This is a genomic window from Streptomyces canus, assembly GCF_001514145.1.
In the GTDB taxonomy this organism is placed as follows: Bacteria; Actinomycetota; Actinomycetes; order Streptomycetales; family Streptomycetaceae; genus Streptomyces; species Streptomyces canus.
Genome location: NZ_KQ948666.1, coordinates 3,554 through 17,842, shown reverse-complemented (window position 1 = coordinate 17,842; position 14,289 = coordinate 3,554). Strand labels below are relative to the sequence as shown.

Below are 14,289 nucleotides of genomic sequence, written 5' to 3'. Positions count from 1 at the left end.
ACGTTTCAGCACGGCGTGGATGCGTGGGCGCCGTAGGTGCCGCGTGACGTGGCGCGGACATCGGTGATCTGCCTGGTCAGCTCGGCGTCACGAACGGCCCGCGGTCCGGGCTTGCCGGTGCGGCGGGCGTAGAAGGCGGTTCGGGAAGCCTTCAGCAGTTCACACATGCGTTTGACGCTGTGACCGTCTCGCTTCTCCGCCTCGATGGATGGGTGCACCGTCACCGGGTCTCCTTCGCGAAGAAAGCCGTGGCCCGCTTGAGGACGTCGACATCCCGCAGACGGGCTTGGCTGCGAGGTGCGTGTCCAGCCGGGCCAGGTCGTGGACGTCGCGCTCGTGGAAGGTGTTCTCGGCGCCGAGCAAATGGTGCCTTTGGCGTTGTACTTGGAGATCGTGCGTTTGACGACGTGGGGTCGGGTGCGGATGCGTCGGTCGGGCAAGAGGTCTGCCAGGACGCGGCGGCCGATGGCGCCGACGAGGTCGATGACAAAGTCGGCGATGACGCCGTTGTTCGTCTGGTCGCCTCAGCAGCGGCGGGACGGGTCCACGGAGCCGCTGACGATGCGCCAGCCGCCGTTGTACTGGGCCTGGTAGACAGCCGGGTGTTGTCCCCGTACGGACGCTGCGCTGTGGGCACCTGTGCTCTTGCTGACCTTGTAGAAATGCGTCTCGTCGACACAGTCGGTCACTGTGGCCGTGTAGGGGCTGACGGACAGGTGGAGAGCGGAGACCTTCGGCTCGAGCCGGGGCTGTCCCTGGGTCACCACGCCTGCTGCCCGATAGGTCCGAAGGGTCGAGCGAACCGCCGATTCCGCCAGGCCGGTGGCGTAGCGGGTGAGCGGGACGCCGTTCAGGCTGCCCTGCGTCCATGCGGTGACGGCGCTGTTCCAGTAGCCGCGGTAGGCGGCGAGTACCGCGGAGTCGGCGGCAGAATCGGCCTGCGGCCGATCCGGCGCTGCGGGAGCGGACTCGCTGGCTCCGGCGGGAGCGTCGTGGGCCGCGGAGAAGCGTGAGCAGCCGGCCAGTGCGAGCAGGGCGAGTGCAGTGGCCGCAGCACCGCGGACGGCGCGGCCGTCCCGTCGGCTGAGAGCGGTCCAACGCTTCGGGCCGGGTCGGTCGACGCGCATGAGCTTCTCCTTCACTTGGCTGATACCTGACGGGCGGCACGATCCCCCTTCCACCAGGTGACTCCCTGCGTCCGTTCCAGCTTCGGCCATCGGATGTGTGGCGGGCGTCCGCCGTGAGAGGCAACCTCCGCCCGCCCGTCATCATCGAGGACGACCGGCGTACCGCTCGCGGATGACTGGTATGTGGCCCACGGACGACCTCGACAGAAAACAGTCTTCGGTGCCGGCCTCGGCGAGGTGAGGCCGACTGCCGAGAACCAGCTCCCGGGCAGCCGCTCGTGGCTGTCCCTTCCCACGGCGCAGCAGGCTGAGCGGCCGGATACGGAAGCGCTGCGCAAGGTGCTTGCGGGCCTTGCCTCGTATCCGCCGCTCGTGTTCGCGGGTGAGTTCGACCAGCTGCGTGTCGGGCTGGAAACCGTGGCGCGGATTTTCGTATCAGCAGCCGAGTCGCCGGGGGCGTCGGGCGGCCACTGGTACGGAATCGGCTCGCCGCGTGTGCGGGTGTTCAACTGGCTCGGGGCGTCACTTGAACATGCCGGAAGGCGAACACCGTTGAACGCCATTACGGGAAACGGGCGCAACGCGAAGCTCATGATAGGCAGAACGCCGGTGTCCGCGTGAGTGCCTGCCGGTGTCCGTGTGCGCGCCCGCTTTTTTGTTGACCACCGAGCGCTCCGCACGGGACCGTGGCAGCTCGAACATCTCTTTCTCCTCCCGCAGACATTCACAGGGGCCAACGCTCAGATGGACAGCACCAGCCGTCGGGGCGACGGCCAATCGATGACGAACGATGCAGCGTCATTCCCGGAGGATCTGGTCGACGGAATACTCCGGATCGCCGAGGAAACCGGAGTCACACCTGAAACTCTGCACCTCGCAGCGCAATTCAGGGTGATCGGCTGGGTCGTCGGCTTCGCGGAACACCCCAGCCGCGATGAGTCCTGGCGTGAGCTGGTGCTGCGGACCGGCACGGACGCCGGCCGCGCGGAGGCCGAGCGCGCCCGGCAGCGCCTCGGCGCGCGGGAGCGGGAGGAACTGCGCTCCGGGCGCCTGGCCGGCTATCTGCACACCGCCCTGAGGCACCTGGTCGAGCGCCCGGACGAGCCGCACAGACGGTGCGGCCTGCTGCCGCCCGAGGAGCTGGCGGCGCTGGATGCGCTGGCCGGTCCGGTCAGGCCGCTGCCCGACCGGCGGTTCCACGAGCTGTTCGAGGACCGGGTGCGCCTGCATCCGGAGGCCGTCGCCGCCGAACAGGGTGAACGCGCCTGGACCTACGCCGAGTTGAACGCCCGGGCGAACCAGGTCGCCTGGTCGCTGCTGCGCGGCGGGCTGTGCGGTGAGGACAGGGTCGCCGTCGTATCCGAGCGCACGCTGGAGTGGCTCGCCGCGGTGCTGGGGGTGTTCAAGGCCGGTGGCTGCTACCTGCCGCTGGAGCCACAATTCCCGGCCGCGCGGATCGCGGCGGTGCTGCGGCGCAGCGACTGCCGCCGGATCCTCGCCGGCCCGCAGGTCCCGCACCTGGACGAGGCCCTGTGTGAACTCCCCGGCACCGAGGTGACGGAGTTGGTGCAGCTGCTGGAGGCCGCGGACGCGGCGGGCCAGTCCGGAGAGGATCCGGGTGTGGCCGTAACGGGCGGACAACTCGCCTACATATACTTCACCTCGGGCTCCACCGGGGAGCCCAAGGGCGCGATGTGCGAGCACGCGGGCTTCCTCAACCACCTGCTCGCGAAGGTCGAGGACCTGGGCGTCGGCGAGGGCGACGTGGTGGCGCAGACCGCCCCGCAGTGCTTCGACATATCACTGTGGCAGCTGGTGTCGGCCCTGCTGGTGGGTGGACGCACGCACATCGTCGAGCAGGACGTTCTGCTCGACGTGCCCCGGTTCCTGGAGACCCTGGACCGGGCCGGCGTACAGGTGGTCCAGCTGGTGCCGTCCTACCTGGACGTGCTGCTGGCGACGCTGGCGGAGAACCCGCGGGAGCTGCCGACGTTGCACTGCGTCTCCGTCACCGGCGAGGCTCTGAAGAAGGAGCTGGTCGAGCGCTGGTTCGCGGCCTTCCCCGGGGTGAGGCTGGTCAACGCCTACGGGCTGACCGAGACCTCGGACGACACCAACCACGAGGTGATGAGCCGGGTCCCGCACGAGCGCTCGGTGCCGATCGGGCGGCCGATCCGCAATGTGCGGGTGCATATCGTGGACGAGTGGCTGGAGCCGGTGCCGCTCGGCTCCGCCGGGGAGATCGTCTTCTCGGGTGTCTGCGTAGGCCGTGGCTACGTCAATGACGAGGAGCGGACCAGGGCCGCGTTCGTGCGCCATCCGCGTCGGCCCGACGAACGGCTGTACCGGTCGGGCGACTTCGGTCGCTGGCTGCCCTCGAAGTCCCTGGAGTACCTGGGCCGACGCGACTCACAGGTGAAGGTCAACGGCTTCCGGATCGAGATCGGCGAGATCGAGAACCGGCTGGTGCAGGTGCCCGGCGTACGCGACGGCGCGGTGGTGGTGGCCGGCTCTGCCGGGCGGCCGCAGCTGGTGGCGTACTACACCGGCGCCGACGCCCCCTCGGCCGACGAACTGGGCGCCCGGCTCGCCGCGGTGCTGCCCGGCTACATGGTTCCGCGGCGCCGCTACCGCATCGAGGCGCTACCGCTCACGGACAACGGGAAGACGGACCGGAAGGCGCTGACCGCTCGCGCCGCCGTCCCGGAGGAGGCCGATGGCACGGACGGCTTCGAGGAGCCCGCCACGCCGACGGAACAGCGAGTGGCCCGGCTGTGGTCCGAGGTGCTGCGCGTCCCGGTCGAGAGTGTCGGGCGCCACTCCGGTTTCTCGGAGTTCGGGGGCACCTCACTTTCAGCGCTTCGCCTCGTGGTGGCTCTGGACCGGGTGGTCACCGTGAAGGACCTGGCCGGCATCGCCACCGTCGCCGAACTGGCCGGGCTGCTCGACCGGAGGGCGGCCGGATCGTGAACCCGGGCCGCCGCGAGCACCACATCCGATACGGAGAGCGAGTCCATGCTCCCTTTCCGGTGTCCCGGACGAGGGAGTGAACCCATGACCGCAGTATCCGACGATCCCAGCGCCGTGCCCACTGACGGCGCGGCCGAGCGCAGGCCGCCGATCATCGAGGTGGAACTCGGCGGCGCTACCGGCACCACCTGGGCCACCGCACACCGCAACGAGGTGTGGGCGCACCTGGCCACCGAGGGCGCCGTGCTGCTGCGCGGGCTGGACGTCGCCTCGGCCGGAGAGGTGGCGAAGGTCTCGGACGCGCTCGGGGTGCGGCGAATGGCGGAGCGGGAACGGTTCGCGTCGCGCGCCGAGTTCGCCGAGGGCGTCTACTCCTCCTCCGAGTGGCCGCCCGACGAGCCCATGTGCCTCCACCACGAACTCAGCTACGCGGCCGAGGTGCCGGCCACCCTGGTCTTCGGCTGCCTGGCCGCGCCCGCGGAGGGAGGATGCACCCGGCTGGCCGACTCCCAGCGAGTGCTCGCCGCGCTGCCGGCGGAACTGGTGGAACGGTTCACCAGACACGGCTGGCTGTTGACCCGGATGTACCACGGTATCGGCGTGCCTTGGAGCGAGGCCTTCGGGACCGGGGACCGCGCCGCGGTGGACGCGTACTGCGCCGCCGAGAGCGTCCAGCACACCTGGCTGCCGGACGACCGGCTGCAAACCCGGCAGCGGCGTGCCGCCGTGGTGCGGCACCCGCGCTCGGGCGCGCCGGTCTGGTTCAACCAGGCCGCGTTTCTGAACGAGCTGACGCTCGACCCGGTGATCCGCGAGTACCTCGTCGACGTCTACGGTCCGGCCGGACTGCCGTTCAACACCGCCTACGGCGACGGTACGCCGATCGACGCGGAGACGGTCGAGGCCGTCAACGCCGCCTACCGGGACGCGGCCGTGAGTGAACCGTGGCGCACGGGCGACGTACTGGTCGTCGACAACATCCGCTCCGCCCACAGCCGCGAGCCCTTCGAGGGCCGGCGCGAGGTCGTCGTCGTCTTCGGGGACCCGGTACGGCTGGACGACCACGTGCTGACGTGACGCCGGCCCTTCTGTCCTGCCCAGTCTCTGCCGATCCGCTAAAGCGTGGAGTGCCAGATGTCCGATACCACCGCGACGCCCTCGTTCTGCGTGATCTCCGGCCGCCAGGTGCACAGTGCCCTGGAGCGCCGACACCGGGAGATCGTCGACCTCGTCGAGGCCGCCTACCGCAGCCACGGCGCCGGCGACACCGTCAACCCGCCCTCCTACTTCCTGCGTTTCCCCGACCGTCCGAGCTCGCGCATCATCGCGCTGCCCGCCTCGCTGGGCGGCGAGGCGCGGGTGGACGGCATCAAGTGGATCTCCAGCTTCCCGGACAACGTGGCCGCGGGCATCCCGCGCGCCTCCGCGGTGCTGATCCTCAACGACCATGACACCGGCTACCCGTTCGCCTGCCTGGAGAGCTCCATCATCAGCGCGACGCGGACGGCGGCCTCGGCCACGCTCGCCGCCGAGAGACTGACCTCGGCCGAGGAACGACCGCGCCGTATCGGCTTCTTCGGTGTCGGTCTGATCGCCCGTTATGTGCACGACTACCTGCGAGGCACCGGCTGGTCCTTCGACGAGTACGGCGTCTTCGACCTCTCGGCCGAATACGCGGCCGGCTACGCCGACTACCTGGGACGGGCCACCGACGGCACGGCCAAGGTGCGCGTGCACGAGAGCGCCGAGGAACTGGTACGCGGCAGCGACCTGCTGGTCTTCGCCACGACCGCGGGCACCCCGCACGTCAGCGACCCAGACTGGTTCTCGCACAACCCGGTGGTGCTGCACCTGTCCCTCCGGGACCTCTCCCCCGAGATCGTGCTGGCCGCGACCAACGTGGTGGACGACGTGGAGCACTGCCTGAAGGCGGGCACCTCCCTGCACCTGGCCGGGGAGAAGGCCGGCCACCGGGACTTCGTCGACGGGACTCTGGACGACGTACTGGGCGGAAGGCTGGTGCCGGCGGGCGGCAAACCGATCGTCTTCTCACCTTTCGGGCTCGGCGTGCTGGACCTCGCAGTAGGCAAGCGCGTGTACGACACGCTGCGGCGGGCCGGTGAGCTGGCGGCCGTCGACGACTTCTTCCACGAGCTGCGCCGGTACGGCTGAGGCGGACGGCTCATTGTCCGGGCGTTTCCCCTTGCGGAGGTTCTGTGCCGATCATTTCAGCGCCGGAGGAGTACAACGAGGACCGGCTCTACGTGGACCTGCGGGCGTCCATCGGGATCCCTCTGTATCTCAAGTGCGAGGGCTTCAATTTTTCGGGCTCGATAAAGCAGAAAGCTGCCCGGGAAATGGTCGAGACGGCCGAGAAATCCGGCCTGCTCGGGGCGGACTCGATTCTGGTGGAGTCCTCCTCGGGCAATCTCGGTGTCGCCCTCGGCACGATTGCGGCGAGTAGGGGCTACCGATTCGTGTGCGTCACCGACGCACGGTGCAATCCGACCACCCTGCGCCTGATGGAGGCGCTGGGGGCGGAGGTGCACATCGTCACCGAACCCGACCCGGAAGGCGGGCTGCTGGGCGCCCGACTGGCCCACGTTGAGGAGCTGTTGCGCAGCGACGAACGCTACATCTGGCTCAACCAGTACCTCAACGCCAACAACTTGGGTGCCCACTACCGGCAGACGGCGCCGCACATAGCGGACCAGTTCCCGGGGCTGGACGCGCTGTTCGTCGGCGCAGGCACCACGGGGACCTTGATGGGCTGTGCCCACTGGTTCAAGGAGCACCGCCCGGGCGTACGGATCGTGGCGGTCGACAGCGTGGGCTCGGTCATCTTCGGCGGCCCCGCCGCAACGCGCATGATCCCGGGTCTGGGCTCGGGCGTGCGACCGCCACTGCTCGACGAGTCACTGGTGGACGACGTGGTGATGGTGCCCGAGACCGAGACCGTGGGCATGAGTCACCGGCTGGTCGGCCAGGGCTTCCTCTTCGGCGGCTCCACCGGGACAGTGGTCGCCGGCGCGCGCCGGTGGTTCGCCGACCACGGCGTCACCGACGGCTTCACCGCGGTGGCGGTCGCACCGGATCTGGGCGAGCGCTACCTGGACACGCTCTATCGGCCGGAGTGGGTGCGCCAGAACTTCGGCGAGGAGGCACACCGGTTGGAGGCCGCACTGACGACGCGTTCTTGAGCTTGACGCCTCCCTGAGCGAACGGCGGCCGGGTGACCGGCCGCCGTTTCGCGTACGTTCCTCGCGCTCCCCCGTTCTCTCGCGCTCCCCCTTTCCTTCGCGTTCCCCGCTCCCCGCTCGCCCGGGTCCCCGCGCACGACGAAGCCCGCCGGACCGGGTCCTCCGGTCCGGCGGGCTTTCCCGTCGGGAGCGGGTCGATCGGTGCTTCGTCCGCGAGGAGGACCCGCAACCGGACCACGCGGTCCGCGCACCGGACCAGCAGCGGGTCCCAACCGGGGGCACCGGCGCCTCGACCGGGAGGTCACAGGCGGGGCCGGTGAATCAGCTGAATCAGGAGTCCTTCTGGATCCGCATCGGCCGCAGGGCGGGACGGGCAACGGGCCTGTCGGTGTCGAGGTGCCCGGCGAGCCTTGCGACGGTGGGCGCCTCGAAGACGTCCGCGATCTGGACTTCGATCTCGAGGACCCCACGGATGCGGTTCACGAGCTGGGTGGCGAGCAACGAGTGGCCGCCAAGATCGAAGAAGTCGTCGTCGACGCCGACTTTCTCCAGGCCGAGGACCTGCGCGAACACCTCGCACAGGGCCCGTTCTTGCTCCGTGGCGGGCTCTCGGCTGCTGTCGGTGAGGCCGGCGTAGTCGGGGGCCGGGAGGGCCTTGCGGTCGAGCTTGCCGTTGAACGTGAGCGGCAGGTCGTCGAGCACGACGACCGCGGCCGGGACCATGTACTCGGGCAGCCGCTCCGCGGCGAAGTCACGGATCTGCTCGGCCGACACGTCGCCGCGGTCGTCAGCGGAGGGCACCACGTAGGCGACCAGGCGGGTGTCGCCGGGGTTGTCCTCGCGGGCGACGACAGCCGCCCGACCGATCTGCGGGTGGGCCACCAGCACCGCCTGGACCTCGCCCGGCTCGATGCGGAAACCCCGCACCTTGACTTGTTCGTCGCTGCGGCCCAGGTAGACCAGCTGACCATCGGCAGTCCACCGGGCGCGGTCACCCGTGCGGTACATCCGTTCGCCGTGCGCGGCGAACGAGTCGGCGACGAAGCGGTCCGCGGTCAGACCCGGGCGGTTGATGTAACCGCGGGCCAACTGCTTGCCCGCGATGTACAGCTCGCCCGCCGCGCCCGGAGCCACCGGACGCAAGAACTCGTCCAGCACATACAGGCGCGTGTTCGCGATCGGACGCCCGATCGGCACCTCGTCCCCGACCACGTCGCCGGCCGCCACCTCGAACACGCAGCAACCGACCACCGTCTCGGTCGGCCCGTACTCGTTCACGACCACCGAGCCCGGCGCCGCCGCCAGCAGCTCGCGCACCACCGGACCCGGCAACGCCTCCCCACCGACCACCCACACGCGCGCCACCCCAGCCAACCGCTCACCCGCGACCAGCTCACCCAGCAACGGCAGATGCGCCGGCACCACCTTCAACAACCCGACATCGGAACCAGGCTGGTTCAGCAGACCCGCCAGCCCCTCCGCACCACCGGCCGACGACACCACCACCGCCGCCCCGGAGACGAGCGGCACCAGCACACTCGTCACCGTCAGGTCGAAGGCCAGCGACGAATGCAGCACCGCGCCGCCACCCGCCGACGCCCTGTACGCACCAGCGGCCCATACCACATAGTTCGCCAATCCGCCGTGCGTGACCGCCACACCCTTCGGCCGACCCGTCGACCCCGATGTGTAGATCACATAGGCGAGTCCGTCAGCCGCGATGTCCGTGCTCGGGGCCTTGGCGGAGGCACGCTCCAGGCGCAGCCGAAACTGCGGGTCGTCCAGGGCTAGGGCCGGGGTGCGGCCGAGCGGCAGCTCCTCCAGCAGGCCCTCGGTGCCAAGGACCACGGCAGCGCGGCTGTCGGCGAGGGTGAAGCCGATCCGCTGGGCCGGGTAGTCCGGGTCGATGGGCAGATAGGCCGCGCCGGCCTTCCAGGACGCCAGGATCGCGACGACGGCGTCCACCCCGCGGTCGAGGCACAGGGCGACGAGCGACTCGTGGCCGACTCCGTACTCGCGCAGGACGTTGGCCAAGCGGTTGGCACGGGCGTCCAGCTCGGCGTAGCCGATCTCGACGCCCTCGCAGACCAGCGCGACCGCGTCCGGCGACTCCGCCACCTTGGCCGCGAACAGCTCCGGCACCGAAACGTCCCCGAAGTCAACGGCCGTGTCGTTCCACTCCGCCAGCACCCGCCGACGCTCCGCCTCACCCAGCAGGTCGACCCCGCTGAGCCGAATGTCACCGTCGGTCGCGACGATCGCGAGCAGTTGGGCCCAGCGCTGGGCGATGCGCTCGACGGACTCCGCGTCCAGCAGGTCCGCGCTGCCCTTGAGCTTGCCGCGCAGACCGGCCGGGCGGCCTGCCTCGTCCAGCTTCTCACCGACGAGCAGGTCCAGGTCGAATTTGGCGGCGGAGGCCTCGACCGCCATCGGCGTGTACTCCACGCCGGGCAGGCTCAGCGGCGCCCGGCCGCCGCCGTTGGCGTTGTTCTGGACGGTCAGCATGACCTGGTAGAGGGGGTGCCGGGTGAGCGAGCGGGACGGCGCGAGCTCCTCGACCAGTCGCTCGAACGGCACGTCCTGGTTGGCGAAGGCGCCGAGGCCCGTCTCCCTGACCCGGCCGAGGACCTCACGGAAGGTGGGGTCACCCGACAGGTCGGTCCGCATCACCAGGGCGTTGACGAAGAAGCCGATCAACTCGTCCAGCGCCTCGTCGGTGCGCCCGGCCACGGCCGCGCCGATGGGGATGTCCGTGCCGCCGCCGAGACGGGAGAGCAGGACCGCGAGAGTGGCCTGGAGGACCATGAAGAGCGTCACGCCCTCGGCCCGCGCCAGCTCGACGAGCTTGGCATGGACCTCGGCCGGGACCTCCAGCGGGACGCTGTGGCCCACATAGCTCGGGGTCGCCGGGCGCGGCCGGTCGAAGGGCAGCTCCAGCTCCTCCGGGGCGCCGTTGAGGGACTCGCGCCAGTAGGCGATCTGACGGGAGAGCACGCTCTCCGGGTCCTCGTCGCTGCCGAGCAGCTCGCGCTGCCAGATCGCGTAGTCGCCGTACTGCACCGCCAGCTGCGTCCACTCGGGGCCGTGGCCGTCACGACGGGCGGCGTAGGCGGCGGACAGGTCGCGGGCCAGCGGACCCATCGACCAGCCGTCACCAGCGACGTGGTGCAGGACCAGCACCAGCACGTGCTCCTGTGGCTGGGCGGAGAGCAGCCGGGCGCGGACCGGGACGTCCGTGGCGAGATCGAAGACGTGGCCGGTCTCCTGCATGATCGCCTGGGGCAGGTCGGCCTCGGTGACGGTGGCGGTCTCCAGCTGCCAGTCCAGCTCGTCCATGGTGAGGATGTGCTGGTAGGCCTCGCCGTCGGCGACCGGGTAGACGGTGCGCAGCACCTCGTGACGCTCGATCACGTCGCGCAGGGCGGCGGCCAGCGCCTGCCGGTCCAGCTCCCCGGTGAGGCGCAGCGCGACCGGGATGTTGTAGGTCGCGCTCGGCCCCTCCAACTGGCCGATGAACCAGAGGCGGCGCTGGGCGAATGAGAGCGGCAGGCGCTCCGGCCGCTTCCTGGCGGTCAGCGGGGTCCGCGCCTGGTCGGCGCCGGTCAGGCGGGTGGCGAGGGCAGCGGGGGTGCGGGCCTCGAAGAGGGTCCGCAGCGAGAGCTCGACGTCCAGGACCGTGCGGATGCGGCTGACCAGACGGGTCGCGAGCAGCGAGTGACCGCCCAGCGCGAAGAAGTCGTCGTCCACGCCCACGTCCGGGAGCCCGAGCACGTCGGCGAAGGCTCCGCACAGCACCTCCTCGTGGAAGGTGGCCGGGCCGCGTCCGGCGCCCGTCTCGCCCGCGTACTGCGGGACGGGCAGGGCGCGGCGGTCGAGCTTGCCGTTGGTCGTCGTGGGGAAGCTGTCCAGGACCATCACCGCCGAGGGCACCATGTACTCCGGCAACCGCTCAGCAGCAAAGCCAAGGATCGCCTCGGACGACACACCGCCGTCCACGGCGGCCACGACGTAGGCGACCAGACGCCTGTCACCCGGCACGTCCTCCCGGGCCACCACGGCCGCCTGCACCACCCCCCGGTGAGCGGCGATCACAGCCTGGACCTCACCCGGCTCGATACGGAATCCGCGGATCTTCACCTGCTCATCCGTGCGGCCCAGGAAGACCAACCGACCATCCGCCGTCCACCGCGCCCGGTCACCCGTGCGATACATCCGCTCACCCGAAGCCGAGAACGGATTCGCCACGAAACGCTCGGCCGTCAAAGCAGAACGCATCACATAACCACGAGCCAACTGAACACCAGCAAGGTAGAGATCACCGCCGACCCCGGCCGGGACCGGACGCAGCCACTCATCGAGCACATAGGTACGCGTGTTGAACACCGGCGCACCGATCGGCACCAACCCACCAACCAGCCCCGGGCGGCACCGCCACCACGTCACATCCACCGACGCCTCGGTCGGCCCATACAGGTTGTGCAACTCCACAGCCGCACCCGCAAACACCTCATAGAACCGCTCCTGAACCTCCCCCGGCAACGCCTCACCGCTGCACACCACCACCCGCAACCCCGTGCACTCAGCAGCCAACGGCTCCGCAAGAAAGGCCTGCAGCATCGACGGCACGAAATGCGTGACCGTAACCCCCTCACGCTCAATGACATCGGCCAGATAGACAGGATCCATGTGACCCCCCGGACGGGCCACCACCAACGCCGCACCCTCCAGCAACGGCCAGAACAACTCCCACACCGACACATCGAACCCGAACGGCGTCTTCTGCAACACCCGGTCACCAGCCGCCAGCCCAAAGACCGCCTGCATCCACACCAGACGGTTCACAATCCCCGCATGCGGGACCGCAACCCCCTTCGGACGCCCCGTCGAACCCGACGTGAAGATCACATACGCCGGATGCTCCGGCAACAACACCCCACGCTCCGACTCCGACAACGGACCATCAGGTATCTGGTCCAGCGTCTCGCGCGGCCCCAGCTCATCGACAACCACCACCGGGACAGTGGCCGGGATACCGCTGCCCGCACCGACGCTGTCCGCCAGCACCAGGACGGGCGCCGCGTCCTCGATCAGCAACGCAACGCGCTCGGCAGGCAGCTCCGGATCGACCGGAACATACGCACCACCGGCCTTCACCACCGCGAGCAAGGCGACGACCATCTCGACACTGCGCTCCATCGAGACCGCGACCAGCGACTCAGGGCCGACACCCTGACCGGTCAGCAGGCGGGCGAGCCGGTTAGCGCGCGCGTCGAGGTCGGCGTAACTGAGCTCACTGCCCTCGAACACCAGCGCCACCGCGTCCGGAGTCCGCGCCACCCGCGCCTCGAACAGCGCCGGCAACGTCGTAGCCGGCACCACGGCAGCCGTATCGTTCCACTTCGCCAGGATCCGGTGACGCTCCGGCGCGTCCAGCACCGCCACGGTGTGGAGCGGCTGGTCGGCGCCGCCGCCCAGAGCCTGCTCCAGAGCAGCGACGAGGTTCTCCACGGCAGTGTGGAGAAGGGTGCAGACGGCGTACGGGTCGACCGGAGCCAAGGCGTCCACGACCAGGCCGAAGCGGTCACCCCAGTCGTTGACCGCGACGGCCAGCGGGTAGTTGGTCCGCTCCCGGGTGTAGATCACCTGGATGCCGTCGCTGACGGCACCGGACTCGCCGCCGCCCTGGCTGTAGCGGTAGTTGAAGAGCGAGGTGAACAACGGCTGGTCGGCCGGGACGCCGCTGGCCTGCTGAGCCAGGGTCAGCGGCGCGTGCTCGCGCTCCAGCAGGCGGGCCAGCTGACCGCGCATACCGGAGAGGGCGGCCAGGGCACCGCTGCCGTCCACGTCCACGCGCACCGGGAGGGTGTTGATGAACGGGCCGACGACACGGTCGGAACCGGCGCCGGCGTTCATACGGCCGAACAGAACCGTGCCGAACACGACGTCCGAACGACCGGAGACCGCGGCGAGGACGCGGGCCCAAGCGACGTGCAGGACAGTCGCCGCGCTCGCGCCCGACCGGCGCGAGACCTCGCGCAGCCGCGCGGCCAGCCCCTCCTCCATCGCCAGCGTGCCGCGCACCGAAGCGGTTCCGTCGCCGTGCACGTCGACCAGCCCGAAGGGAGCGGTTGGCTCGGTGACCTCGCCCAGCAGCTCTGCGAAGTACGCCTCGTGCTCGGCCTCGTCAGCGGCGTCACGCGTCTGCGCGACGAAGGTGCGGAAGGGGAGCGGCTCTGGCAGCTCGGCCGTACGGCCTTCCAAGATCGTGCGGACCTCGCTGAGCATCACGGCCACGGCCGTGTGGTCACGGACCAGCTGGTGGATACGGAGCAGGCCGAGCCAGCGCTGACCGCCGGGCAGCGCTGCCGCCGCGGCGTCCAGAAGCGGCGCGCGACCAATGTCCATCACCGCGCCCGCGGCAGCGACCAGGGCCGCCACCCAGTCCTCGGCGCCGGCGTCGAGCACCACCTCGTCCAGCCGCAGGGCCGCCTCGCGCCACACCACCTGCACGGGCTCGCGCAGCCCCTCCCACACCACACCGGTGCGATAGATGTCATGACGGTCGATCACCTGCTGGAGCGCACCGAAGAAGGCGTCCAGGCGCGCCCGCGACTCGAACTCCAGGACCACCGGGAGGACGTAGACATCGCGCTCGTAGTCGGAACCCATCAGGTGGTGGAAGAGGATGCCCTCCTGGAGCGGAGCCAGCGGATAGACATCCGCGACGTTGGCGGCGCCGCCGTCCACGCCGGCGGCGATCCGGTCGATCTCCGCCTGGTTGAGGTTCACCAGCGGGAGCATCTGCGGCGTGAGCGCCTCGGCCCCGGCGGCCGGGATCCTGTTCGCGGGCACCTCCGCCCGCTCCGGCACCACAACCGCCGCGAGGCTGGCGACGGTTGGGGTTTCGAAAAGCGCCCGCACCGAAATCGCCATGCCGCGGGCGCGGAGCCGCTCGACGAGCGAGACCGCGAGGAGGGAGTGGCCGCCGAGGG

7 protein-coding genes and 2 pseudogenes are annotated in these 14,289 nt (G+C 70.2%); 5 read left to right on the top strand and 4 right to left on the bottom strand.

Translation table 11 applies throughout. From position 1 onward, the window contains the following. Positions 1-5 precede the first annotated feature (5 nt). Positions 6-224 carry a hypothetical protein gene (locus AQJ46_RS55590; protein WP_059208654.1) on the bottom strand — a complete coding sequence of 73 codons (219 nt, stop codon included), beginning with the start codon at positions 222-224 and terminating at the stop codon, positions 6-8. 300 nt (positions 225-524) lie between these two features. Further along, on the bottom strand, positions 525-1,127 hold the full coding sequence (locus AQJ46_RS30710) for a hypothetical protein (RefSeq protein WP_159064074.1): 603 nt from the start codon (positions 1,125-1,127) through the stop codon (positions 525-527). A 237-nt stretch (positions 1,128-1,364) separates the two neighbouring features. Between AQJ46_RS30710 and AQJ46_RS57380 the strand changes: the two are divergent. The 5 genes and pseudogenes from AQJ46_RS57380 to sbnA form a co-directional block, all read left to right on the top strand. Further along, positions 1,365-1,553: pseudogene (locus AQJ46_RS57380) on the top strand (3-deoxy-7-phosphoheptulonate synthase); the annotation flags it as partial. Between the two features lie 354 nt (positions 1,554-1,907). After that, positions 1,908-4,097, top strand: coding sequence for a non-ribosomal peptide synthetase (locus tag AQJ46_RS30705; RefSeq protein WP_225887426.1), 2,190 nt, complete (start codon positions 1,908-1,910; stop codon positions 4,095-4,097). Between the two features lie 84 nt (positions 4,098-4,181). Further along, entirely contained in the window at positions 4,182-5,174 is a 993-nt protein-coding gene (locus tag AQJ46_RS30700; RefSeq protein WP_059208652.1) for a TauD/TfdA family dioxygenase, read from the top strand. A gap of 57 nt (positions 5,175-5,231) precedes the next feature. After that, positions 5,232-6,269 (top strand): 2,3-diaminopropionate biosynthesis protein SbnB, encoded by a 1,038-nt coding sequence (sbnB, locus tag AQJ46_RS30695; protein WP_059208651.1) that lies wholly within the window; start codon positions 5,232-5,234, stop codon positions 6,267-6,269. Positions 6,270-6,313: 44 nt separating this feature from the next. Beyond that, positions 6,314-7,297 carry a 2,3-diaminopropionate biosynthesis protein SbnA gene (gene sbnA / locus AQJ46_RS30690; protein ID WP_059208650.1) on the top strand — a complete coding sequence of 328 codons (984 nt, stop codon included), beginning with the start codon at positions 6,314-6,316 and terminating at the stop codon, positions 7,295-7,297. A gap of 330 nt (positions 7,298-7,627) precedes the next feature. Here sbnA and AQJ46_RS30685 read toward each other — a convergent pair whose 3' ends face one another. Both AQJ46_RS30685 and AQJ46_RS59110 read right to left on the bottom strand, forming a co-directional pair. Beyond that, the gene (locus AQJ46_RS30685) at positions 7,628-14,149 is read right to left on the bottom strand and encodes a non-ribosomal peptide synthetase (RefSeq protein WP_225887435.1); all 6,522 of its coding nucleotides are present in this window, start codon (positions 14,147-14,149) and stop codon (positions 7,628-7,630) included. Positions 14,150-14,182: 33 nt separating this feature from the next. Further along, positions 14,183-14,289, bottom strand: a pseudogene (locus AQJ46_RS59110) (phosphopantetheine-binding protein); the annotation flags it as partial.

Bases quoted from the DNA above. Each gene is read 5' to 3' on its own strand.
- AQJ46_RS30710 (WP_159064074.1), bottom strand. From the start codon at position 1,127: ATGCGCGTCGACCGACCCGGCCCGAAGCGTTGGACCGCTCTCAGCCGA.
- AQJ46_RS30705 (WP_225887426.1), top strand. From the start codon at position 1,908: ATGACGAACGATGCAGCGTCATTCCCGGAGGATCTGGTCGACGGAATA.
- AQJ46_RS30700 (WP_059208652.1), top strand. From the start codon at position 4,182: ATGACCGCAGTATCCGACGATCCCAGCGCCGTGCCCACTGACGGCGCG.
- sbnB (WP_059208651.1), top strand. From the start codon at position 5,232: ATGTCCGATACCACCGCGACGCCCTCGTTCTGCGTGATCTCCGGCCGC.